Origin of the sequence: Anabaena cylindrica UHCC 0172, assembly GCF_034931625.1 — a bacterium.
GTDB classification, from domain to species: Bacteria; Cyanobacteriota; Cyanobacteriia; order Cyanobacteriales; family Nostocaceae; genus Anabaena; species Anabaena cylindrica_A.
In genome coordinates, this window is record NZ_JAYGGY010000100.1 from 24,418 (window position 1) to 51,042 (window position 26,625).

At 40.7% G+C, this 26,625-nt stretch carries 9 protein-coding genes and 1 pseudogene; 7 read left to right on the plus strand and 3 right to left on the minus strand.

Annotated features, from left to right (window positions below; translation table 11 throughout):
• Positions 1–46 precede the first annotated feature (46 nt).
• Entirely contained in the window at positions 47–1,081 is a 1,035-nt protein-coding gene (locus tag VB713_RS22500; protein ID WP_323313736.1) for a WD40 repeat domain-containing protein, read from the minus strand.
• A gap of 355 nt (positions 1,082–1,436) precedes the next feature.
• Here VB713_RS22500 and VB713_RS22505 point away from each other — a divergent pair, with 355 nt between their 5' ends.
• Positions 1,437–2,939 (plus strand): phenylacetate--CoA ligase family protein, encoded by a 1,503-nt coding sequence (locus VB713_RS22505; protein ID WP_323313737.1) that lies wholly within the window; start codon positions 1,437–1,439, stop codon positions 2,937–2,939.
• Positions 2,940–3,161: 222 nt separating this feature from the next.
• On the opposite strand, the gene VB713_RS22510 is transcribed toward VB713_RS22505, so the two are convergent.
• The gene (locus VB713_RS22510) at positions 3,162–3,380 is read right to left on the minus strand and encodes a hypothetical protein (RefSeq protein WP_323313738.1); all 219 of its coding nucleotides are present in this window, start codon (positions 3,378–3,380) and stop codon (positions 3,162–3,164) included.
• Positions 3,381–3,962: 582 nt separating this feature from the next.
• Here VB713_RS22510 and VB713_RS22515 point away from each other — a divergent pair.
• From VB713_RS22515 to VB713_RS22535, 5 genes and pseudogenes are all read left to right on the plus strand, one after another.
• Positions 3,963–7,931, plus strand: a pseudogene (locus VB713_RS22515) (glycerophosphodiester phosphodiesterase family protein); the annotation flags it as partial.
• Between the two features lie 251 nt (positions 7,932–8,182).
• On the plus strand, positions 8,183–13,936 hold the full coding sequence (locus VB713_RS22520; protein ID WP_323313739.1) for a phytase: 5,754 nt from the start codon (positions 8,183–8,185) through the stop codon (positions 13,934–13,936).
• A 563-nt stretch (positions 13,937–14,499) separates the two neighbouring features.
• Complete coding sequence (locus VB713_RS22525) at positions 14,500–19,035, plus strand: phytase (RefSeq protein ID WP_323313740.1); 4,536 nt, start codon at positions 14,500–14,502, stop codon at positions 19,033–19,035.
• Between the two features lie 382 nt (positions 19,036–19,417).
• Positions 19,418–21,592, plus strand: a complete 2,175-nt coding sequence (locus tag VB713_RS22530) for an alkaline phosphatase PhoX (protein WP_323313741.1) — start codon at positions 19,418–19,420, stop codon at positions 21,590–21,592.
• A 546-nt stretch (positions 21,593–22,138) separates the two neighbouring features.
• Positions 22,139–24,424, plus strand: a complete 2,286-nt coding sequence (locus VB713_RS22535) for an alkaline phosphatase (protein ID WP_323313742.1) — start codon at positions 22,139–22,141, stop codon at positions 24,422–24,424.
• A 243-nt stretch (positions 24,425–24,667) separates the two neighbouring features.
• On the opposite strand, the gene VB713_RS22540 is transcribed toward VB713_RS22535, so the two are convergent.
• The gene (locus VB713_RS22540) at positions 24,668–25,276 is read right to left on the minus strand and encodes a DUF1802 family protein (protein WP_323313743.1); all 609 of its coding nucleotides are present in this window, start codon (positions 25,274–25,276) and stop codon (positions 24,668–24,670) included.
• Between the two features lie 79 nt (positions 25,277–25,355).
• Between VB713_RS22540 and VB713_RS22545 the strand changes: the two genes are divergently transcribed.
• The gene (locus VB713_RS22545; RefSeq protein WP_323313744.1) at positions 25,356–26,315 is read left to right on the plus strand and encodes an aldo/keto reductase; all 960 of its coding nucleotides are present in this window, start codon (positions 25,356–25,358) and stop codon (positions 26,313–26,315) included.
• Positions 26,316–26,625: the final 310 nt, after the last annotated feature.

The window sequence follows — 26,625 nt, forward strand, 5'->3', positions numbered from 1 at the left end:
GATATCACATCCCACTTTCAATACTTAATTTTAACATTGTCCCTGATTATGGGAGTTGCCAAATTCTAATTGTCCCATCCTCGCTACTACTAGCTAGAGTTTTTTGATCAGGACTGATAGCAATTGCCTCTACCGGAGTTGAATCACCTCTGATAGTAGAAATTAATTCCCCAGTTTGCCAATTCCAAAATTTAATTTTGCCATTAAAGTTGCCGGTAATCATGGTTTTTCCATCTGGAGTCAGGATGATCGAATTAATTGAATCTGTATTCTGACTAAAATCACGTAAAAATTTACCTGTACTTAATTCCCAAAGTTTGATAGTGTTAATGGCACTATCTTTATCCACAAGCTGACCAAAGCTACCACTCATCAAAATTTTGTTATCCAAACTGATAGCCAGTGCAGCAATACCCGGTGGATGATTCATACTCTGCAAAAGTTTTCCAGTATGCAGATTCCACAGTTTTATCTCTTCTGTGGCTGCTCCACCACTACCACTGACAAGAATTTGACCATTAGGACTGATGGCAACACGACTAATATAATCTGAATGTCCTACAAGAGTATGAAGTAGTCTTCCGGTCTGTAAATTCCAAACCTGGATTTGACGATCATCACTACCACTGACAAGTGTTTTACCATCAGAACTGATAGCGACTGTTTCTACTGGAAGTGAATGTCCCCCGATAGTTAAAAGTAGTTTTCCTGTAGAAAGATTCCAAACCTTGACGGTACTATCAATATCTCCACTGACAAGAATCTGTCCGTTTGCTGCACCTATAGCAATAGAGGTAATTCCTGCTGATTTTTCTGTCAGAGTATTCAGAAGTTTACCAGTTTGCAAGTTCCAAATTTTGATGCTTCCTGACCGACTACCACCGATTAATTTTTTGCCATCAGAGCTAATAATAATTGCTGGAACTCTTTCCGACTCTTTTAATGTGAAAATTGGTTGACTACTTTGGCTCAGGTGAGTTGTTGAATGAGGAGTCGTAGGCATCAATGAATTGGAGGGAAGGCAAGGAATAGTAACGCTTAAAGCGGCTGCGGTTAAAATTTTCCAGGAGATTAGATTCATAGATGAATAGCAAGCTAAAAAATTGCATTTATAGATAAAATATGTAAGAAATCAGGAGTCAGGAGGAAGAATATTTGTAACTTCTGTTCCCTGTCATATCAAATATTCTGTATCCTGAATCCTTTACTATACTAAAAACGGGTTAAAAGTGTCATTCTGTAGCTTGCTTCCCGTAGGGTACGAAGTGAAGAATCTCCGAGATACTAGAGCCTACGGCACGCTACGCGAACGCTGCACTACGTTACGTATGGCTACGCCACGCTACGCGAACAGTATGACATAAGTCCAGATTTCACCTGTTTGCAGTATAAAATACTCAGAAAGAGCGACCAGATTTTTTCCACACACAAGCCTTATGAAACTTCAAACACCACAGGAAAGGGCAATTCTGGGATTAGAAAATTTTATATCGACTCCCTTAGCAGAGAAACTAGAACAGCATCTTAGCATTAACTCTCAAGAAATAGCTTTGACATTATTTCAAGATGTAGCTGCCAGTGTACCCGCTTACCAGGCTTTTTTAACAGAACAGAGCATCAATCCTAGAGATATTCAAACATTAGAAGATTTTCAGAAATTACCAAAGATAAATAAAGAAAATTATATTTCTCGTTATTCTTTGCCCCAATTATGTAATAATGGAAAATTAGGAAGCTGTGATATGATCGCAGCTTCCTCTGGCTCAACAGGTAAACCCACATTTTGGCCGCGTTTCCTTACCGACGAACTAGAAATAGCGACAAGGTTTGAGCAGATATTTCATGATAGTTTTTATGCAGATACTAAACAGACCTTAGCCATAATCTGTTTCACATTGGGAACATGGGTGGGGGGAATGTTCACTACTAATTGCTGTCGTCATCTCGCTACCAAGGGCTATCCTATCACAGTCATTACTCCAGGCAATAACAAAACTGAAATATTGCGAATTGTCCAGGAACTTGGTAATAACTTTGAGCAAGTTGTCTTATTAGGATATCCACCATTTCTCAAAGATGTAATTGATACGGGTATTGCTAATAATGTGCAGTGGGGGCAATATCAGATTAAACTAGTTATGGCGGGAGAAGTATTTAGTGAAGAATGGCGAAATCTAGTTGGTGAAAGAGTAAATTCTCAAAATCCCTGTTATGATTTTGCTTCCATGTATGGAACAGCAGATGCAGGAGTTTTAGGAAATGAAACACCTTTAAGTATTTGCATTCGACGATTTTTAGCAGAAAATCCTGAAGTAGCTAAAGCATTATTTGGTGAATCTCGTTTACCGACATTAGTACAGTATGATCCTTGTAGTCGCTTCTTTGAAGTTGAAGAGGGGAATTTGCTATTTTCCGGTAAAAATGGCATTCCTTTGATTAGATATAATATCTTGGATCAAGGTGGTTTAATTAGTTATGAAGAGATGCTAAAATTTTTAGCAAGATGGGATTTTAACCCTCTTGTAGAATTACAGGAAAATCGAGGAATTCATCAACTACCGTTTGTTTACGTTTTCGGACGTTCTAATTTTACAGTTTCTTATTTTGGTGCAAATATTTACCCGGAAAATGTGACGGTAGGTTTAGAACAACCAATAATTAGAGAATGGGTAACAGGTAAATTTGTTCTACAGGTAAAAGATGACTCAGACAAAAATCGCTTTTTATCTGTAGTTGTAGAATTAGCACCAGGAATAGAAAGTAGTGCAGAAAAAAGGGAATCTATAAGTGCTGCTATTCTTTCCCAATTGTTGCGTCTCAATAGCGAGTTTGCAAATTATGTTCCCTTAGAATATCAAACACCACAAATAGAATTAAAACCTACTGGTGATATTGAGTATTTCCCTGTGGGTGTCAAACATAGATATACACGAAAATAAGATGTAGTAAATACAGGACTTATTTCATTTCTGACTCCTGAATTCTTACACAAAATCAATTCTGTAAGAAGTCCATTCAAGGTTGAAAAATCAAGACCATCAAAACTTTGTATGAAGATGCTTTCAGTGAACAGGTTGTAGGTTGGTTTAAGCGACAGTGCAACCCAACAACAAGTTAAATGTTGGTTTTTTTAGTGTCAACCCAACCTACAAAATGGGTAATCAATGATGTCTTCTATTACGTCTATAGTAACGACATCTGTAATACCTGCCACGATAATATCTATAACGATTTCTGCCGGTACAGGTCCGATAACGTCTGACGTGGGTAGTCGTCTGACGACGATATCTATGAGTTGCAGAATCAGCATTTTCTGCAATACCCAACACTGACATAGACGCTATCAAAGTAGCGAGAAGAACAGATGCAATACGTTTCATGGGTATATTTTGAAGATTTGGTAATTATTTCTACAAGCGCAGGAAGTTAGCGAAGCGGAGATTCCAATCAAGCTTTAAATAGATATTATCATCAAAATTTATTTGTGAATAAAAAGATTTTTATCATAAAGTCTTTTCATGCTGATGAGAGTTGAAAATTTCCGCTAGATGCCTTGGTATTGCGGGCAAAAATTAGATTTTAGAAAATTCAGTCACGTCCATTAACAGAATTTGTCAATTCTTATGCTGAAGATTATAAACCTTATTTGTGAGGGTTTCAGAATAAACTCGAAGGCGTTGATTCCTGATTTAACAATTATTCTGATGCGTGAATTCTTAGGATTATCTTAATCTTGTGTTTTACCTAACTTAGTTTTTTCTTAATCTTTTAATGAAATTATTGCTGATGAGGTGGGGATTTTACCATACTCGTCTAGACAAAATTGAATTAGAAATTTCATTTCTATAAACTCCTCTTTTTGGACTGAGGGGAGTATTCGATTGCAGTGAGTCAAAAGAAATTCAATATTGTCTGAAAAGCGAAAATCAAAAAGTAGAGATACTAAATATATGGTTTCCCACGTTGAGTTGATAGGTTTTGCTTCTCTCCCTGCTGATACCTTTGCTGAAGGGCCAGCGTCAGGAAATGGAATTTCTGGGAATGGTAGAACCGGACCTTTTCCAGGACAACCAATACAAGGTTTCAGCGGTGTACAATTTGCGGACGATAATAGTTTCTATTTCTTGTCAGATAATGGTTACGGTGCGAAAAATAATAGTGCAGATTATTTACTGCGTATCTATCGGGTAGATCCCAACTTTAAGGGAGTAGAAAATGGTGATGGTACTGTTAATACTTTAGATTTTATTCAACTTTCTGATCCTGATCATAAAGTTCCTTTCACAATTGTCAATGAAGGAACTAGCACAAGAGCTTTAACTGGTGCAGATTTCGACGTTGAATCATTTGTAATTGCTAAAGATGGTTCAATCTGGATTGGTGAAGAATTTGGTCCCTACTTATTGCATTTTGACGCTAGTGGTAAATTACTAGATGCACCTATTCCCACACCTAATACAGTCACACTAAATACCTTAAATGGGGAAGCACCAATTGTAATTGGACACCGGGGTGCTAGTGGTGAATTACCAGAACATACTCTGGGATCTTATAAATTAGCAATCGAACGAGGTGCAGACTTCATTGAACCAGATTTGGTTTCTACTAAGGATGGTGTGCTAATTGCCCGTCATGAACCGATTTTAGATAACACTACCAACATAGCCGAAGTTTTTGGTGAAGATCGCAAATCTACCAAGATGCTTGATGGTGTAGAAGTCACAGCTTATTTTGCTTCTGATTTTACTTTGGCAGAAATCAAAACCCTCAAGGCAAAAATGCCCCAAAGTTTCCGCCCTCAAGTGTTTAATGATTTGTATGAAATTCCTACTTTTGAGGAAATCATTGAATTAGTTAAGCAGGTAGAATTAGATACGGGTCGCAAAATTGGCATCTATCCAGAAACCAAACACCCAACTTTTCACGATGACTTAGGATTGTCTTTAGAAGAACCTTTGTTAGCAACTTTAGAAGCAGAAGGTTTTACTGATCCTAGTCGGGTGTTTATTCAATCTTTTGAAGTTTCTAATCTTAAAGAACTGAATGGGAAAACTGATATTCCTTTGATTCAGTTATTGGATGCTTATGATGTTGCCCTTGATGGTTCTCTGATTTATGAGGATGTCAATGCTAGACCCTACGATTTTACTGTTAATGGTGATACACGCACCTATGGAGACCTGCAAACATCAGCAGGTTTAGCAGAAATTGCTACCTATGCAGATGGTATTGGCCCTTGGAAACGGATGATTGTTTCTGTTGAGGGTGTGGATGCTAATGGTGATGGTGTAGCGGATGATGTGAATGGTGATGGTGTCGTTAACGATGCTGATAAAACGCTGACTGCTCCTACTAGTTTAGTCCAAGATGCCCATGCTGCGGGTTTGTTGGTACATCCTTACACCTTCCGCAATGAAGACCGTTATTTAGCGTCAGATTATAATGGCAACCCAGAGGAAGAATTTAAACAATTCATCAATTTGGGTGTTGATGGCTATTTTACTGATTTTCCCGGTACTGGTGATTTAGTAAGGGATAAGATTACCGCTGAATTTGTACGATCGCCCCAAAACCCTGATGTTCTCGCTAAAACTGTATTTAATACCCTGGATGGGAATGCACCTTTAGTTATTGGTCATAGAGGTGCTAGTGGTTCACGCCCAGAACATACCTTAGCATCTTACAAATTAGCGATCGCAGATGGGGCTGATTTTATTGAACCTGATTTGGTAGCCACTAAAGACGGAATTTTAGTCGCCCGTCACGAAAACGCCTTGGCAATTCTCAACGCTGATGGTTCAGTTAACCGCACCGATACCAGCACAGATATTGCTACCCGTTCAGAGTTTGCAGACCGTAAAACCACCAAAGTTGTTGATGGTCGCACCATTACAGGTTGGTTTACCGAAGACCTAACCTTAGCAGAACTGAAAACCCTTCATGCGATCGAACGACTACCAGACCTGCGGGGAACAGAATATGACAATGACAACTTAGAAGTTCCCACCCTCCAAGAAATCATTGATTTAGTCAAGCAAGTAGAAGCAGAAACCGGTCGCAAAATCGGCATCTATCCAGAAACCAAGCATCCCTCCTACTTTGCCACTGAAGGCACACTCCTGGATGGAACTACCAAAATCAACCTCAATTTAGGACAGTTACTAGTTGACACCTTAGTTGCTAATAACTTCACAGATCCAAACCGGATATTTATCCAATCCTTTGAAGTAGGCAATCTTCAAGAACTGAATGATGTGATCATGCCAGCAGCAGGTATTGATATCCCACTCATTCAATTATTTGGTGGAACAACACAGAAACCATTCGATTTTGTCCTGAGTGGTGATTCTCGTACCTATGGCGATCTGACCACACCAGCAGGACTAGCTGATATTGCCGAATATGCCTCTGGAATTGGCCCCAGCAAGCGTTCCATTATTCCTGCTAACACCGTAGACCTCAATGGTGATGGTCAACCAGATGACCTCAATGGTGATGGCGTAATTAATGAATCTGACCGAGTTCTTGGTACTCCCACAACTTTAGTCCAAGATGCCCATAATGTAGGTTTACTTGTACACCCCTACACCTTCCGTAACGAAGGAGTGTTTCTAGCATCAGACTACAACGGTGATCCAAAGGCTGAATTTGCCCAGTTTATCGAATTGGGTATTGACGGTTATTTTACTGACTTCCCCGGTACAGGAGACTTGGTACGTGACCAGTTCGTAGGTGAAACTGTTGTTTCCAATCTTGGTGGTTCTAAAGGGTTTGAAGGGATGGCTATCAGTCCCGACCAAAAAACCTTGTATCCTTTACTAGAAGGAACAGTTTATGGTGATCCCACAGGTTCACTACGAATCTATAAATTTGATGTCGCGTCTCAACAATATCAAGGTTTACAGGGTTTCTACCAGTTGGAAAACCCCAATCATGCTATTGGTGATTTCACAGTCATTAATAACAATGAGTACCTAATCATTGAAAGAGATGGTGGTCAAGGTGATTCGGCTGAATTCAAAAAAATCTACAAAGTTGACTTATCCAAAAAAGATGTCAACGGCTTTGTCGAAAAAGTAGAAGTAGTTGACCTCCTGAATATCCAAGACCCCAACGACCTTAACGGTGATGGCAAAACAACTTTTGACTTCCCATTTGTCACCATTGAAGATGTCTTAGTTATCGACAAAAACACCATTTTGGTAGCTAACGACAATAACTATCCTTTCTCCGTCGGTCGTGGTCCAGATATCGACAACAACGAAATTATCATTCTCAAATTAGATCAGCCTCTCAACCTTGCACCGGGATTAGGTCAACCGGCACAAGACCTGGTTACAGGTTCACCAAACGCAGATATATTGATCGGTGGAACTGACAACTTTGATGCTATCAGTGATATTGTTTTCACTGGTGCAGGAAATGATCAAGTAGATGTTCCCGCTGCTGGTAGTCTAGCAGGGAATAACCGCATCTTTACTGGTAGTGATAACGATATCATTGATGTTGGTAATGGCGATCGCGCTTTTGGTGGTAGTGGTAATGATAAACTAGACGCTACAGATGCCAGCAACTACCGTCTTTCCGGTGGTGCAGGTAACGATATCTTCTTCCTGGGTGCAGATGGTCGTGCTTTAGGTGGTGATGGTGACGATCAATTCTTTGTTCAAGAAGGTGGTGGTAACTTACTATCCGGTGGTGCTGGTGCTGATAAGTTCTGGATACTAACTGGTGATTTACCAAGTGCTGCTAACACCATTGTTGACTTTGACATGGGTACTGATGTCTTAGGTATTAGTCCAGCTTCAGGTTTTGGCTTCGACGACCTAATCTTAAGTGGTAACAGTATTATGATTGGTGCAACAACCGTTGCCATCCTGAACGGAATTAATACCACCAACTTAACCACGGCTAATTTCGATTTCGATTAAAAAATTCAAGCAGTTGTTTGTAATTTTTGACTTTCAAAAAGTCTCAGATCCCTGGCTTCTTCAAGAAGTTGGGGATCTTATTTTTCTTGCTGAATACTGAATTTTGCTGTCATTCCTAAATTAAACAATGTTCAACTTTTGACAATAGAATCTTAACGTTTAGCTGATATCTTAATGGCATTATCTACGACTTACCGTAACCGGATTCTTTTCAATCAAATTTAATCTACATTTACTACCGGATAAAGATAATGACAACTAATTACACAGTTCGCTTTTCCCAGTTCAATGCTTCTCTCAATCGTAACAATGAGGGTGAATTAGTCACCGATTTATCGACTCCAGATAACCCTCAAGCCAAAGCTGTAGCTGAAATTATTCAACGTGCTAACCCTGATATACTGCTGATTAATGAGTTTGACTATGTAGCATCTGACCCTCTACAAGCAGTCCAACTACTACAACAAAATTACTTAAATATTGGTCAAAATGGGGCAAATTCCGTTAACTATCCCTACGTTTACATTGCTCCTTCTAACACAGGTATTGCTTCTGGATTTGATTTAGATAATAACGGTACTGTTGGTGGTGGTAATGATGCTTTTGGTTTCGGTAACTTCCCTGGACAATTTGGGATGTTGCTGCTTTCCAAGTATGAAATTGACACTGACAACATTCGCACCTTCCAAGAATTTTTGTGGAAGGATATGCCAAATTCCCTATTACCCACCATTTCCACTCCTGGTTCTGATACTCCCTGGTATTCCCCAGAAGAACAAGAGGTGTTGCGGCTTTCCTCCAAAAGTCATTGGGATGTACCTATCTTAATTAATGGTGAGACAGTTCACGTTTTAGTTAGTCATCCGACACCACCTGTATTTGACGGTGCAGAAGACCGCAATGGTAAACGCAATCATGACGAAATCAGATTTTGGGCTGATTATATTACCCCTGGTGAAGGTGATTATATCTATGATGACGGTGGGAAAACAGGTGGTTTAGCTGCTGGTTCTAGCTTTGTGATTATGGGTGATCAAAATGCTGATCCTTTTGATGGGGATAGCTTTGATAATTCCATCTTACAACTTTTACAGCATCCTGGTATTAATACTAATTCTATCCCTACCAGTGCCGGCGCTCCTCAACAGGCAGATTTGCAAGGTGGTGCAAATGCTAACCACAATGGGAATCCTTTCTTTGACACCGCAGATTTTGCTGATACGACTCCAGGAAATCTGCGTTCAGATTATGTATTACCGTCATCCGATTTACAAATTACTAACTCAGCCGTATTCTGGCCTGTGAATACTGACCCAACTTTTGCACCTGTTGGTACTTTCCCTTTCCCCAGTTCTGACCATCGTTTAGTGTTTGCAGATGTGGAAATTGGTGCGACTGAAGCAGGTAAGACTGTTCCTGAAGTAGAATTTTTAGGTCAGAAAACCTTTGCAACAGGTTTTGTCCCTAGTGGTGAAGCAGGGATAGTCAATGGTGTAGAAACTCCCTTGGGTGGTTTGTCTGGTGTTACCTACGATGCGGCTCAAGGTAAATTTTACGCGATTTCAGACGATCGCTCTCAAAATGCTCCGGCTCGTTTCTATACTTTCACTACAAATCCTGAAACCATTGACAGCACTGGGGTGACATTTACTAAAGTGACTCCGTTAAAAGATATTAATGGTAACTTTTTTGCCGCAAATAGTCTTGATCCTGAAGATATAGTTGTCACCAAAAACAATACGGTATTTATCTCTTCCGAAGGTGAAGTTAATCTGAATGCAGGTCGAGTTACAGATCCTTTCATTAAAGAGTTTAGCTTAACTACAGGGCAGGAAATTAGGTCATTAACCGTACCAACAAAATTCCTGCCAGTGGTAGAAGATACTAACGGTGACGGAATTATCAATGCTGGAGATACTCAAGTTTCTGGAGTGCGTGGTAACTTAGCTTTTGAAAGTTTGACCATCTCTCCTGACCAAAAAACCCTCTATACTGCTACAGAAAACGCCCTTTTCCAAGATGGTGCAGCGGCTACTACCAGTGCAGGAAGTCGTTCTCGAATTATTCAGTATAATTTGGTAACTGGACAACCGGAAAAAGAATATCTTTACACCACAGACGCAGCGGTTATAGCAAACCCCAGCACAGCTTTTAGTGATAATGGGTTGGTGGATTTATTAGCACTTGATAATCGTGGCACTTTATTGGCTTTAGAACGTTCCTTTGCCACAGGTGCAGGGAACACCATCAAAATCTATGAAATTAGCCTTCAAGGTGCAACTGACCTCAGTACAATCGACTCACTGAGTAGTTTAAGTGCAGAACAACTAGCAGCAATTCAACCGGCGCAAAAACGACTACTGTTGAATTTCAATGATTTGAATTTACCCAATAGTGACGGAAATCACCCTACAGGTGTAGATAACATTGAAGGTATCGCTTTTGGTCAAAAATTGGCAGATGGTAGTCAATCTATTGTTTTGGTCAGCGATAACAACTTTGGTGCAACTCAGTTTACACAAATTCTCACCTTGAGTGCAGACTTAGTACCAACCGCCACACCCACATTAGAAACCCGTCCCGACTTATTTGATGATGAAGACCCAGCCCAGGCTACGGTAGATCAAAATGCAGATGCGGATGATCCTGCTATCTACGTCAATGCAGAAGATTCTGCAAATAGCTTAGTTTTAACTTCAGTCAAAAATGCCGGAGTCAGAGTTTATGACTTGTCTGGGAATTTATTGCAAACAGTGAATCCTGGAGACGTTCGTTACAACAACATTGACCTGCAATATGGTTTCCAACTGGGTGGAGAGTCAATTGATATTGCCGTAGCAAGCGATCGCGGTAATGATAAACTAGTAATCTTCAAAATTAACCCCAACTCTACCGACGGCAACTATTTAGAAGATATCACCGACAGCAACATCGGCACAATTTTCCAAGCCGCACCCTTTGCACCTCCCTACGAACCATCTTCCCGCAGTTCCTACGGACTAGCAATGTACCGCAGTCCTTTCACCAATGATTACTATGTCTTCACAGGTCGCAGAGAAACTGGAGACATAGCTCAGTTTAAATTAATCGACTTGGGTAATGGTCAAATCGGTGCAGAAAGAGTCCGAAACTTTACAGTTACTCCTCCTACTGATTTTGGTGATGTTGACCCGCAAACCGAGGGAATGGTTGCAGACCAAGAAACAGGTTATCTCTATATCGGTCAAGAAAACGTCGGTATCTGGAAATTTGATGCAGAACCCAACGGTAGCAACACAGGTACACTAATTGATAAAGTAAAAGATTTTGGTGGTAGTAATTTAGTAGCTGACGTAGAAGGTTTAACCATTTACTACGGTGCAAACGGTACAGGTTACTTACTTGCATCTAGTCAAGGAGATAATACCTTTGCAGCCTATACCCGTGAAGGTAACAACGAATTTTTAGGACGTTTTGGTATTGGTAACAACGGTGCAATTGATAGCGTCCAAGAATCAGATGGTGCAGATGTCATTAACGTCCCCCTTGGTAAAAACTTCCCCTATGGTTTATTTGTCACCCAAGATGGTAACAACGACCCAGCCAAATTAGTAGAAGATGACGGTGAATTAGAAAACGTCAATAGCAACTTCAAATTTGTCCCTTGGGAAAATATCGTTAACACCCTTCCCGATATCCTGAAAATTGACACCACCGGTTACGACCCTCGCAACCCCGTAGCTCAACCCCTACCTGTAGCTGGTATTGCTAGTGGTGACACCACCCAAAATTCTACCGTTCTTTGGGCGCGGAGCATTTTCCTTGGTGAAGTCACATTTGAATATAGCACTGACCCCAATTTCACCACCATTGCTGGCACAAAAACAGCTAATGTAACTGATATCAACCTACCTGTGAAAGTTGCAGTTGATGGTTTAAATGCCAACACCAACTACTACTATCGCGTTACTGATAGCGTCGGCTCAAACAGCATTGGTAAATTCAGTACAGCAGCTACATTAGGTGATCACACTGGCTTGAAATTCGGTGTTTCTGGAGACTGGCGTGGTGAACTATCACCCTATCCAGCAATTAGCAATGCTGATGATGCTAACCTGAAATTCTTCTTAGAATTCGGTGATACAATTTATGCAGATGTAGCATCTCCCGCCGTTAAAAATCCAGATGGTACAGAAAAAGAACAAGTTGTCACCCTAGATGAATATCGCCTTAAACAAGCGGAAGTTTACAGCAAACGTTACGGACAAAACACATTAGGCGATTTACGGGCTTCTACTTCTATCCTAGCCACAATTGACGACCACGAAGTTACTGACGACTTCCAAGGAGGTGAGGACTTAGGGACAGCTAACCTAGAGGATCAAGCCTTATTTGGGGCGACTTCTGGCTTGGTTAATGACTCTCCATTGTATGAAAACGGTCTGCAAGCCTTCCAAGAATACAACCCCATTAATGACCAATTTTACGGTCAAACAGGAGATGATACTACAGCAGGAGAACGCAAACTTTACCGTTACAATACCTATGGTAGTGATGCAGCTACTTTTGTTCTTGATGCTCGTTCCTTCCGTGATACAGGCTTAACTAATGTTGCAGATACCAGTGATGCCACTCAAGTAGCTAATTTCCTCGCTGCATCCTTTGATCCTAACCGCACCATGTTAGGAGAAGTGCAACTTGAGGATCTCAAACGTGATTTGCTGCAAGCCCAAAACAGCGGCCTCACCTGGAAGTTTATTATGGTTCCAGAGCCAATTCAAAATATTGGTGTAGCTGTTGCGGCGGATAGATTTGAAGGTTACGCTGCGGAACGGACAGAAATCCTCAAGTATATCAATGACAACAACATTAAAAACGTTGTCTTTGTGACTGCTGATTTTCACGGTACTTTAGTTAATAACCTCACCTATCAGTTAGCACCAGGTCAGGAACAAATTGCCACTAGTGCCTTTGAAATTATCACAGGTGCTGTTGCTTACGATGCTCCTTTCGGACAAACTGTAGCTGATTTCTTCCTCCCTCCTAGCCAAAAAGCATTCTATGATGCTCTACCTATTGCTAACGATGCTGATAGTATCATTAACGATAAAGATGACTTTATTAAGTCAGTCATAGATGGTGGTTTAACTCCTTTGGGTTATGATCCTGTCGGTTTGAATAACAATTTGGCTGTAGCTAACGGTTTGATTGATGCCACATTGTTACAAGGTGATTATGTAGCAGCCCATACCTATGGTTGGACTGAGTTTGATATTGACCCTGTAACGCAGAAGTTGATTGTGACTACCTACGGAATTGAAGCTTATACCCGTGAGGAGTTGGAGGCAGATCCTGAAGGTGTTTCTAACCGTCAACCCCAAATTGTCAGCCAGTTTGAGGTTAATCCGACTCTACCGAGAGACGAGTCTAATTTGGTAGTAGGTACGCCCGGTGCAGATAAACTGATAGCTGGAGTTGACTTTGATGGAGTTAACGACATTGTTTTCACTGGTGCGGGAAATGATCAAGTAGATGTTCCCTTGGGTGGAAGTTTCGTTGGTAATAATCGGATTTTTACTGGCAGTGATCACGATATCATTGATGTTGCTGATAGCGATCGCGCATTTGGTGGTAGTGGAGATGATGAAATAGACGCTACAGATGCCAGCAACTACCGCATTTCCGGTGGTACAGGCAATGATATCTTCTTCCTGGGTGCAGATGGTCGTGCTTTAGGTGGTGATGGTAATGATATCTTTTACGTTGTTGAAGGTGGTGGTAACTTACTATCCGGTGGTGCTGGTGCTGACCAATTCTGGATTTATAACGGTGATTCACTCAGCGCGGCTAACACCATTGTTGATTTTGAAATCGGTACTGATGTCTTAGGTATTGGTGTTGCAGGTTTTGACTTCAATGACCTGACCTTAAGTGGTAACAGCATCGCTGTAGGTAATACAACCATTGCAATTCTCAATGGAATTAACACCACTAGCTTGACTGCTGCTAATTTCGCCTTCTTGTAAAAAGTTATACTAAAAACGGGTTAAAAGTGTCATTCTGTAGCTTGCTTCCCGTAGGGTACGAAGTGAAGAATCTCCGAGATACTAGAGCCTACGGCACGCTACGCGAACGCTGCACTACGTTACGCTCAGTATGACATAAGTCCAGATTTCACCCGTTGGCAGTATAAGTAAAGGGAGAGAGAAAGGTTTTCTGTAAGGAGTCAGGAGTCAGGAGGAAGAAGGAAGAATATTTTTCTCTCCTGTTCCCTGCCATATCAAATATTCTGTATCCTGAATCCTTACGGTTTTCTTTCCTCTCCTCTGTTTGTCAATGAATGGAATTGCTATGAAAACGCCTGATTCACAAACGCAAAAAATCACAATTTGAATAGTAGCATTTTAAAATTCCATATCAAAATTCCGCAACACCTCACTTCTTAACCTTTTGTTATTTATTTCTTAATTTTATTGAGATAGTTTTTTGTTTGTAGTTAAGGTTTTAAGCCTTTCCTCGAAATTATCAGAAGACTAAATTCCTGACTACAAACTAACTAATGCTCATCTTTTAATTACAGATATTTACCATGACAAATACAATTCAACTTAATCAAATAAGCACAATTCAATTAGACGGTGCAGAAATTTCTGATTTTGATCCCAAATCTCAACGCCTTTTTGTGACTGGGGAATCTGAAGGCAAAGCAGTTATTCAAGTAGTAGATGTTTCTAACCCAACCAATCCTACTGAGATTACCAAAATTGATTTTTCTAGCTTAGGTGGCGGAATTCAAAGTGTCGCCGTCAGAAAAGGAATAGGAACAGAAAATAGTATTTTTGCTGTGGCAATTTCTGCTAACAATAGTACCGATGCTGGTAAAATTGCTTTTTATGATGCTGTGACTCTCACTAAACTTTCAGAAGTGATAGTAGGGTCTTTACCAGATATGATCACTTTCACTCCCGATGGTAGCAAATTACTTGTTGCTAACGAAGGAGAACCAAATGAAGATTATACAATTGACCCAGAAGGTTCAGTTAGTATTGTTGATGTTTCTGGAGATATTGCCAGTTTAGATAATAGTAAAGTTACAACTGCTAATTTCACGGCATTTAACAGTCAAGAAGCCGCATTAAAAGCAGATGGAGTCAGGATTTTTGGTCTTAATGCTTCAGTAGCTGAAGATTTAGAACCAGAATATATTGCAGTTTCTCCTGATAGTCAAACTGCTTTTATCACGTTACAAGAAAATAATGCTGTTGCTGTTCTTGATATAGCCAATGGGACTATTACCGACATTGTACCTCTGGGTTTCAAAGACCATAGTTTAGCTGGAAATGGTTTTGATGCTAGTGATATAGACGATGGTATAAATATCCAAAATTGGCCTGTTTTTGGGATGTACCAGCCGGATGCTATTAACTCTTTTCAGATTGGTGACAACACTTATTACATCACTGCGAATGAAGGAGATGCTCGCATTCGTCCCACCGATGATGATATTTTACCTGCACCTAATGATGAAGAAGGTGATATTTTTAATGAGGAAATAAGGGTTAAGGATGTCATACTTGATCCAACTGCTTTTCCTAATGCGGCCGAATTACAAAGTGATGAAAATTTGGGTCGTCTGATCATTACCAATACATTGGGAGATACAGACGGAGATGGAGATTTTGATCAACTTTATACTTATGGTGGTCGTTCTTTTTCAATTTGGGATGATCAAGGTCAATTAGTATACGACAGTGGCAACCAGATTGAACAAATTCTAGCACAACAAACACCTGCACTTTTCAATGCAAACAACGGAGATGCTGACGATTTTGACACTCGTTCAGATAATAAAGGACCTGAACCAGAAGGTGTAGTAGTTGGTGTTATTGATGGCAAAACCTATGGATTTGTGGGCTTAGAACGTGCTGGTGGTGGGGTAATGGTTTATAACCTGAGTGACCCGACTGCACCTGAGTTTGTGCAGTACATTAGAACCGAAGGTGATGTTAGTCCTGAAGGTTTAAAATTTATCTCTGCGGAAGATAGTCCTAATGCTAAATCAATGCTGGCAATTGCTAATGAAGTTAGTAATACTGTTAGCTTTTATGAAATACTTCCCAGTGCTGCACCTACAGTTGAAACCAGTCCTGACTTATTTGATGATGAAGACCCAGGACAGGCTACGGTAGATCAAAATGCAGATGCGGATGATCCTGCTATCTATGTCAATGCTACTGATTCAGCCAATAGCTTAGTTTTAACTTCAGTCAAAAATGCCGGAGTCAGAGTTTATGACTTATCTGGGAATTTATTGCAAACAGTAAATCCTGGGGGGATTCGTTACAACAACATCGACCTGCAATATGGTTTCCAACTGGGTGGAGAGTCAATTGATATTGCTGTGGCAAGCGATCGCGGTAATGATAGACTAGTAATCTTCAAAATCAACCCCAACTCTACCGACGGTAACTATTTAGAAGATATCACCGACAGCAATATCGGCACAATCTTCCAAGACGCACCCTTTGAACCTCCCTACGAATCATCTTCTCGCAGTTCCTACGGACTGACAATGTACCGCAGTCCCTTCACCAATGATTACTATGTCTTCACAAGTCGCAGAGAAACTGGAGATATCGCCCAATTAAAATTAATTGACCTCGACAACGGTCAAATTGGGACGGAACTAGTTAGAGAATTTACTGTACCCACAATTAATGACATTGACCCCCAAACCGAAGGAATGGTTGTAGACCAAGAAACTGGTTATCTCTATATCGGTCAAGAAAATGTCGGTATCTGGAAATTTGATGCAGAACCCAACGGTAGCAACACAGGTAAACTGATTGATGTAGTCAAAGATTTTGGTGGTAGTAATTTAGTAGCTGACGTAGAAGGTTTAACCATTTACTACGGTGCAAATGGAACAGGTTATTTACTTGCATCTAGTCAAGGAGATAATACCTTTGCAGCATATACCCGTGAAGGCAACAACGAATTTTTAGGGCGTTTTGGTATTGGTAACAACGGTGCAATTGATAGCGTCCAAGAATCTGACGGTGCAGATGTCATTAACGTCCCCCTTGGTGCTAACTTCCCCTATGGTTTATTCGTTACCCAAGATGGTAACAACGACCCAGCAAAATTAGTAGAAGATGACGGTGAACTAGAAAACGTCAATAGCAACTTCAAATTTGTCCCTTGGGAAAACATTGCTAATACCCTTCCCGATATCCTCAAAATTGATACCACCAGTTACGACCCCCGCAACCCCGTAGCCCAACCCAGATTAACTAATTACGAATTTGACAACTTACCTAAATTAGGAACAACCACCGCAGGTCAAGATATCTTCTTAGGTGGCTTCTCTGGATTGTATTTTCAAGGAGTAGCAGCTAATGGTAATTTGAAATTTGTCACCAACACAGACCGTGGTCCCAATGGAGAACCCACAGGTCAAAATAGACCATTTCTATTACCCAACTTTCAACCAGAAATAGTCAGCTTTGAACTTAATCAAACTACTGGTGAAATCACTATCACCAAGAGAACTGGGTTATTCGCATCAGATGGTACTACCCCCTTAACTGGACTTCCTAACCTCCAAGCTGGTGCTGGTGGTACAGCTTACACCGATGAAATTGGTGTAGATTTGAATGGTCAAGTCCTACCTAATGATCCTTTAGGTGCTGACGTAGAAGGGATTGTTATTGCCCCAAATGGCGACTATTGGATGGTTGATGAATACCGTCCTGCGATTTACCATTTTGATGTTAATGGGAAGTTACTTGACCGTTTTATCCCCCAAGGAACAGCCACAGCAACAGATCCAGACCAAGCCGCAGGAACTTTTGGAACTGAGGTCTTACCAGCAGTTTATGCCCAAAGACGAGCTAATCGGGGATTTGAAGCGATCGCATTAGAGGGTAATAAGCTTTATGCTTTTATTCAGAGTCCCATTGATAATCCTGATAATGCTGGAGATACAGCATCTAGAAATTCCCGCAATTTGCGAATTCTGGAATTTGACATCATTTCTAAACAGGTAACAGGTGAATATCTCTACCTTCTTGATGATATTACAGGTAGTGGTAATGCCAAAACCGATAAAATTGGTGATGCTGTTTCGTTAGGTAATGGAAAATTTGCAGTTGTTGAAAGAGATGATAGAAGTGATAACACTTCTAATAAACTCATCTACAAAATTGATTTAGCAACAGCGACCAATATTAACAACCCTGCAAACTTTACCTTACCTGCGGATAAAACTATTGAACAATTAACCCCATCTGAGTTAGTAACTGCTGGAATTACTCCTGTTAGTAAAAGTTTGATTGCTAATGCAGCGCAATTGGGTTACACAGGAGTTGAAAAATTAGAAGGTTTAGCGTTAGTTTCACCCAACACTTTAGCTTTAATTAATGATAATGACTTCAATGTTGGGGGAACAACAACTCCTGAGAAATTGGGTATTTTGGAATTACCCTATAACCTTGTAGAAGTTCCTGAACTTGTTTTTGGTAGTCCAGATGCAGATACTTTAATTGCAGGTGTTTCTGTCAATGGAGTTGTCAAGTTAGATGGTATTCAAGACACTGTATTTACTGGTGCCGGCAATGATGAAGTAGATATCCCCTTTGGGGGAAGTTCGGTTGGTGACAATCGCATCTTTACTGGTAGTGGTGAGGATATCATTGATGTTGCTGATGGCGATCGCGCTTTTGGTGGTAGTGGAGATGATAAACTAGACGCTAGTGAAGCTACAGGCTACCGTATCTCTGGTGGTACTGGCATGGATACCTTCTTCTTAGGTGCAGATGGTCGTGCTTTAGGTGGTGACGGTGATGATATATTCTTCGTCCAAGAAGGTGGCAATAACTTGCTTTCTGGTGGTGCTGGTGCTGACAAATTCTGGATTTATAACGGTGATTCACTCAGCGCTGCTAACACCATTGTTGATTTTGAAATCGGTACTGATGTCTTAGGTATTGGTATTGCAGGTTTTGACTTTGCTGATTTAACCCTGAGTGGTAACAGTATTGCTATTGGTGATACAACCATTGCCATTCTCACAGGAATCAATACAACTAGTTTGACTGCTGCTAATTTCACCTTCGACTCATAAATTAGTGTAGGCAAATAGGGAGAGGATAATTATCAATCCTTTAAAAGCGATCGCATTCCGGGTGAAGTGCGATCGCTTTTTATAAACCCGGTATAACAAAATACACCTTATGTTTTTTTAAAATTTCTATATTGAGGTTAATTTTATCTCATTAAATATCACTATTTTTAATCAAAAAATAGCTATTCCATAGTCGTATCTTAACCTAAAAGGCGCATTTTAATTAGTGCGTGATATTGAATAATCACTACATTTAGGTTTTCCTAAAGTCATCAAACAAATAAGGGTTTATAAAACCTTTTCTTGACGGTTCTTAGCTTTTATCACTACTGCTTGGGAACTGATTGATAAGTAAGTATTGTAACGATAATTGAGGAATTTCATGACTAATACGCCATTCGATACAACCCAGCCCGCCCAAGTACAAGGACTAGACGGTTATACCGTAGATCCTATATTTACTGTTGGGGACACTATAAACGATTATACTCCTCCCGGAATTCTTGATGGTACAGGTGCTTTTGAACTGAATGCAACCACAGTTCGAGTCCTGGTTAACCACGAATTGGCTAATAATGTTGGCTACAATTACACCCTAGAAAGCGGTGCTTCCCTACCAGGCGCACGAATCAGCTATTTTGATATTGATAAACGCACCTTAAAAATTGTTGATTCCGGTCTAGCCTACGACACCATCTACAACCGCGCTGGTGAAATTGTAGATGAAGCTTCTGACTTAGAATTTGGGGGTATCAACCGCTTTTGTTCAGCGAATTTGATGGAAGCCAACCATTTTGGCACCGATAAAGGTTTTGCTGATACCATCTATTTTGCTGGTGAAGAAACCGATGGTGGTACACAGTTTGCTCTGGATACTGCTACTAATGAACTATGGGCTTTACCCTGGTTAGGTCGTGCAGCTTGGGAAAGTGTAACCGAACTAGACACTGGTAATACAGATCAAGTGGCGCTCTTGATTGGAGATGACCGCCAAGAGGCTCCATTACTTCTCTACGTTGGTGAAAAAAATACTGTTGGAGACGGCAGTTTCTTAGACCGCAACGGACTAGCTGAAGGCAAACTATATGTGTGGGTTGCTGATGATACAGCAGATGCCTCCGATGCCATTGAAGCTGACCCCAGAGATTTTAATGGCAGTGGCAACAACACAAATGGTAAGTTTGTGGAAATTGACTACTACCGCCCTGACCTAGCAGGTACTGCTGACTACGATACTCAAGGTTTTGCTACCCAAACGAAACAAGATGCTCTTGCAGCGGATGCTGGGGCTTTCCAATTCTCTCGTCCCGAAGACGTAGCCACCAACCCCTTTGATGGTACACAAGCTGTTTTAGCTTCCACAGGTCGTACTGGTATCTTCGATAATGCTGATACCTGGGGTACAACTTACATCGTTGATGTTGACTTTGGCGTAAGCGAAATCACAGCTAACCTCAACATCCTTTACGACGGTAATGATGACGGTAACAAAGATTTCGGTCTGCGTAGTCCTGATAACTTAGATTGGGCTGATGATGGCAAAATCTATCTTCAGGAAGACCGCGCTATTGGTTCTGATCTCTTTGGTGCAACCTCTGGAGAAGAAGCTTCTATCTGGGTTATTGACCCCTCCGCAGCTGATCCTGCTGCCACTGCAACCCGCATAGCACAGATTGATCGCTCTGGTGTACCTTCAGATCAAACTGATCCTAATCCTACAGACATTGGTAACTGGGAGTCTTCCGGTATTCTCGATGTTTCTACCTTGTTTGGTAATGATCCTGGTTCAATGTTGCTCTTTGATGTGCAAGCTCACAGTCTTCGTGATGGTAACATTATCAATGTTCCCGGTGTTGATACTGATGGAGATGGCACAGTTGAGAGAACAGATAACTTGGTCGAAGGTGGACAGTTACTGTTCCTGATCAGTCCTGATGCTTCCTTGGTTCAAGATGAAAACCTTGTATCTGGTTCTACTAGTGCAGATACTTTGATAAGTGGAGTTGACTTTGATGGAGTTAACGATACTGTTTTCACTGGTGCTGGGGATGATGAAGTAGATGCTAGCTTTCGTGGTGTTCTAGTTGGTAATAACCGCATCTTTACTGGTAGTGGTGCTGATGTCATTTATGTTGCTGATGGCGATCGCGCATTTGGTGGTAGTGGAAATGATGAATTTGATGCTACTGATGTAATGGGCTACCGTATCTCTGGTGGTACAGGTAATGATATCTTCTACTTGGGTGAGAATGGTCGTGCTTTAGGTGGTGATGGTAATGATATCTTCTACGTCCAAGAAGGTGGTGGTAACTTGCTCTCTGGTGGTGCGGGTGCTGACCAATTCTGGATTTACAACGGTGATTTACCCAGTACTGCTAACACCATTGTTGATTTTGAAATCGGTACTGATGTCTTAGGTATTGGTGTTGCAGGTGTTGACTTTGCTGATTTAACCTTCAGTGGTAACAGCATCGCTTTGGGTAATACAACCATTGCCATTCTCACTGGAATCAATACTACCAGTTTAACTGCTGCTAATTTTGAACCACCAGTTTAACTGCTGCTAATTTTGAATTCTAATTTTCAATTAGTTTAGGCAAATCTAGTGACTCAGAGTATCAAACTCTGATTTCTTATCAGCACTTGTGGGAGACTAATGCAGATTTTTTTAATTCAACAATCTCAATAGACATCTCCAAAAATTAAATGTGCATTTTCTAGAACCCTTGTAGAGACTTCAATAGAACGTCTCTACATTCTTTTTAACTATGTCTAATTAAGACTATTCTTATCTCCTTCTAATTCTGACTTCTAGCCCTAACGAAAAGACTTTGTTCGCAAGCCATAAGTACTCAATGAGAATATCAATTTTTCTTTTTTTAATCATTAAATAGCCAGATTATAGTCTTTACTTAACCTGAAAATGAGACTCTATTAATCACAAATATCAAATTTCATTTACTTATTGAGAAGAAAAATCATTTTATGATCTTTCTCCAAAAATTAGCAAGATGGAATGGTTTTTTAAAGTAATTCACATCTTCTAAAGAGATACCAATCCACATCAATTTTTCTCGTCTTAATTTAAGGAAAATCAACGATCATGGCTAAAAATACAATCATTATGATTGGCGACGGTTTGGGCTGGGAAATGGCTCGTGCTGCTGCTATCTACAAAGAAATTCAAGCGGGTAATACTGGGACAACCTTAGCTGATTTCTATACAGAAGGAAAAGGTTTAGGGCTAAACTTCCAGACACTGACAGGTTACACCTATGCCACTACCTACGGAACAACTATTGCTGGTACTAACGGCACATTCAACGTATCAAATACTGCCCTAAACGATTCTAATCAAACCATTAACACTCCAACAGGAACTGCTTCTGTACGTGATGGGTTTGAATTTGATCCCACCTTCAATCCTGGTACTACACCTAATGGTGGCGCAAAAGTTAGCGAAGGTGCAGTTGGCAACCTGGTTGGTTACGATCCAGTAAAAGGCGGTATCAATCCTTGGACACCAGGTAATGATTCTGGTTATATCAAGAACAGCTATCCCGACTCTGCAAACACTGCCACTACCCTCTATTCAGGTCTTAAGAGTTATAACGGCGCTACGGGTGTTGATATTTTTGAAAAACCAGTCAAGAGCGTTTTGTCTGAAGCTGCCGAATTAGGGAAATCAACCGGTTTAGTATCATCTGTTCCCATTGACCATGCTACCCCTGCTGCTGCGGCTTCTGCTGTCAACAATCGCAACAAATTTGATAGCGAGACTGCTTCATTAGACACCATCTTGCAGCAAGAATTGCGTGTTTACCAACCAACTGTGCTTCTTGGTGGTGGTCATCCACTTTCTAATACTGGAAACCCATTGCCTGATGGTGTTGAGCCGAGAGACAACACCTATATCAAGGAAACAACCTATCAAGAGTTAAGTAACAACCCTACCTCAAATATCTACGACTACACATTCTTAGAGCGTGGTGCAAATGCGGCTCAGGTGTTGGCAGATACTGCTGCTGCACTTGATCCAGAAAAAGGCGATCGCTTACTTGGTCTATATGGTGCGCGTGGACAAGATGGTAACTTGCCTGTTAGTTCTGCCGATGGCGACTACAGCACCACTGGCTTGGCAATGTTCACCAACAACACGACAAAAGGGCTAAATCCAGATACTGTCAGACCGCTGCTAGATGGTGAAACCGATGAATCGTTTATTGCTAGAGAAGTCAACGAAAACCCAACTCTCGACGATTTAACTAAGGCAGCTTTATCGGTTTTAGGTAAAGATCCTGATGGCTTCTGGTTGATGGTTGAAGGTGGAGATATCGACTGGTCTGCCCACGATAACAACATTGACAACCTGATTGGTACAGTTTTGGACTTTGACAAAGCAGTTGGTTCTGTTATTAATTGGATTGAAAGCAATGGTGGTTGGGAAGATAACCAATTGATCGTTACTGCTGACCATGACCATTACCTCAACTTTACTGATGATTTTCCTGCATTACTCAGCAACCTAGGTGCTGAACAGCTAACTGCGATTGACACAATTGCCGAATCTGGTAACTTCTGGGGAAATAGTGAAACTGATAAGTACGACTGGGGAACCCACACTAATCGTCCCGTACCTGTCTATTATCAAGGTGTTGATTCAGAAACACTGACAAATTCTATCGGTGAAGGTTTTGATGCCTATGGCTTCCAAATTCCCGGTCTTGCCAATGCGGTCGATCAAGTTAATATCGCTCAAACCATGTTTGCTTCAGTAACTGAAGTCAATCAGGAAAACTTGGTTTTTGGAACTACTGGCACAGATACCTTAATTGCTTCTGTAAATACAGATGGCGTTCAAGACACCATATTTACTGGTGCAGGTAACGATGAGGTAGATTTAGTCTTCAATAGTAATGCTCGTAACAACCGCGTCTTTGGTGGTAGTGGCGAGGATATGATTTATGTCAGTCGGCGCGATCGCGTTTTTGGTGGTAGTGGTGATGACGAATTTTTTGCTGTTGATGGTAAAGGCGATAACCGGATGTCTGGTGGCGCTGGCAATGATATTTTCCACTTAGGTAGTAATGACCGCGCTCTAGGTGGCGACGGTAACGATGAGTTTTATGTCGTCGAGGGTGGTGGTAACTTGCTCTCTGGTGGTGCTGGTGCTGACAAATTCTGGATTTACAACGGTGATTCACTCAGTGCTGCTAACACCATTGTTGACTTTGAAATCGGTACTGATATTTTAGGTATTGGTATTGCAGGTTTTGACTTTGCTGACTTGACCTTAAGTGGTGACACTATTGCTGTGAATAATACAACCATTGCCATTCTCACCGGAATCAATACTACCAGTTTAACTGCTGCTAATTTTGAATTCTAATTTTCAATTAGTTTAGGCAAATCTAGTGACTCAGAGTATCAAACTCTGATTTCTTATCAGCACTTGTGGGAGACTAATGCAGATTTTTTTAATTCAACAATCTCAATAGACATCTCCAAAAATTAAATGTGCATTTTCTAGAACCCTTGTAGAGACTTCAATAGAACGTCTCTACAAGGGTTCTTACCTCCTTCTAATTCTGACTCCTAGTCCTAACGCAAAGACTTTTTCATCAAGTCCTAATTAATTAAAATTTAAAGATGCCGCGTACAACTTATCACCAATAATCCCGCGAATTGTCTCAACTAACTGACTATAGACAGCATCAGATAAAACTGGTTGAGAACCTTGCAACCGAACTTGTTGATCCAAATCAATCCATGATTTACAGCCACCGTATTCATCTAAATAAGGAATATCCTGCGCTTGGGGTAGTTTATAAGTACGTAGCAGAAGAATATATAAAGGCTGACGTGGTTTCCATTTTAAGCGATCGCTAATAAAATACTCATTCCAAATATGAAAGGGAAGTAAATCACCCACAATAGACTCATCAGCAACCGGCAAAATATCCGTAATTTCTGCCCAACTACCAATGCGAATTGTTTCTGGATGCCAACCTGAAGTTACTGGATAGACAAGATTCCCATACTCAGCCTTAAGCATAAAAGATTGTTGATGCTCATAAGTAGGGTAGAGCAAAACCTGCTCATGGGCAACTTGAAAGCGTCCCTCCCGTTCATGGATACCGCCTTTACGAAGCAGCATAATCGTTTGGCCGGATTCCAACGCATTTACGGCCACAGCCCATTCCTTAAGAGCATGAAAAGTGGTAGTCAATTCCATGAGCATCTACTTTGACTCTGATTTAATTTCAGTCTAAGACAGTTAAAGTATAAAACTAGTCAAGGAAATAAATTGGAGAAAAACCATGAAAAAACGCACACTAGGTACATCAACCGTACAAATCAGCCCCATCTTAATGGGAACTTGGCAAGCCGGAAAAAAAATGTGGGTAGGAATTGAGGACGATGACTCAATTAAAACTATCCGTGCCGCCTATGAAGCCGGAATTACCACAATAGATACCGCCGAAGTTTATGGTGAAGGACATTCTGAACAGATTGTAGCTAAAGCTTTATCTGATGTCCGGGATAACGTAGAGTATGCCACAAAAGTTTTTGCAAATCATCTCAAATATCAACAAGTTATTGAAGCTTGTGAACGTTCCTTAACAAACCTGAAAACAGACTACATCGACCTTTATCAAATTCATTGGCCATCTGGTGCTTTCAATAGTGAAATCGTACCAATTGCAGAAACCATGAGCGCCTTAAATCACCTCAAAGAACAATGGAAAATTCGAGCCATTGGCGTTTCCAATTTTTCCCGTGACCAAATTGCAGAAGCCGCCCAATATGGACATATTGATAGTTTACAGCCAGCCTATTCTCTATTTTGGCGGCAGGTAGAAAAAGACGCTATGCCCTATTGTATTGAAAACAACATTTCTATTTTGGCTTATTCATCTCTAGCCCAAGGATTGTTAACTGGTAAATTCCTCCCAGGGCATAAATTTGATCCAGCCGATAACCGAGCTAAAAATAAATTATTTCAAGGCGAAAACTTTGAACACGCTCAACAAGCCTTAAATGAACTTAGCCTCATAGCCGAAGACCATAATTGTAGTCTGGCTCAGTTAGCACTAGCATGGTTAATCGCCCAACCCCAAACAAATGCGATCGTTGGTGCGCGTTATCCTGAACAAGCAATAGCCAACGCTCAAGCCGTAGAAATCAAACTTTCTGCCGAAGAAATTGCAGTAATAGACAGTATTGGGTGCATTGTTACTGACAATCTTGATGATCAATCAGTTATGTGGAATTGGTAATAGGTGATTGGTAATTGGTAATTGGTAATAGCTAAGGATTCAGGATACAGAATATTTGATATAGCAGAGAACAGAAGAGAAAAATATTCTTCTTCCTTCTTCCTTCTTTATCCTGACTCCTGACTCCTGAATTCTTACGGTAATTGGAAATCATGTTCCCTATTCCCTGTCACCTATTCCCCATATTGCTAAATTAAACGAAATATCAACTTTAGTAAACAAACAATTGCATCTCAACTACCCAGTGCTAGATTAGATTCATCAGGACACAAAGCAAATTACAACCAATCGGGCAATGACTTAGTGTCCC

Coding starts and splice junctions, on each gene's coding strand:
- VB713_RS22500 (WP_323313736.1), bottom strand. CDS start 1,081: ATGAATCTAATCTCCTGGAAAATTTTAACCGCAGCCGCTTTAAGCGTT.
- VB713_RS22505 (WP_323313737.1), top strand. CDS start 1,437: ATGAAACTTCAAACACCACAGGAAAGGGCAATTCTGGGATTAGAAAAT.
- VB713_RS22510 (WP_323313738.1), bottom strand. CDS start 3,380: ATGAAACGTATTGCATCTGTTCTTCTCGCTACTTTGATAGCGTCTATG.
- VB713_RS22520 (WP_323313739.1), top strand. CDS start 8,183: ATGACAACTAATTACACAGTTCGCTTTTCCCAGTTCAATGCTTCTCTC.
- VB713_RS22525 (WP_323313740.1), top strand. CDS start 14,500: ATGACAAATACAATTCAACTTAATCAAATAAGCACAATTCAATTAGAC.
- VB713_RS22530 (WP_323313741.1), top strand. CDS start 19,418: ATGACTAATACGCCATTCGATACAACCCAGCCCGCCCAAGTACAAGGA.
- VB713_RS22535 (WP_323313742.1), top strand. CDS start 22,139: ATGGCTAAAAATACAATCATTATGATTGGCGACGGTTTGGGCTGGGAA.
- VB713_RS22540 (WP_323313743.1), bottom strand. CDS start 25,276: ATGCTCATGGAATTGACTACCACTTTTCATGCTCTTAAGGAATGGGCT.
- VB713_RS22545 (WP_323313744.1), top strand. CDS start 25,356: ATGAAAAAACGCACACTAGGTACATCAACCGTACAAATCAGCCCCATC.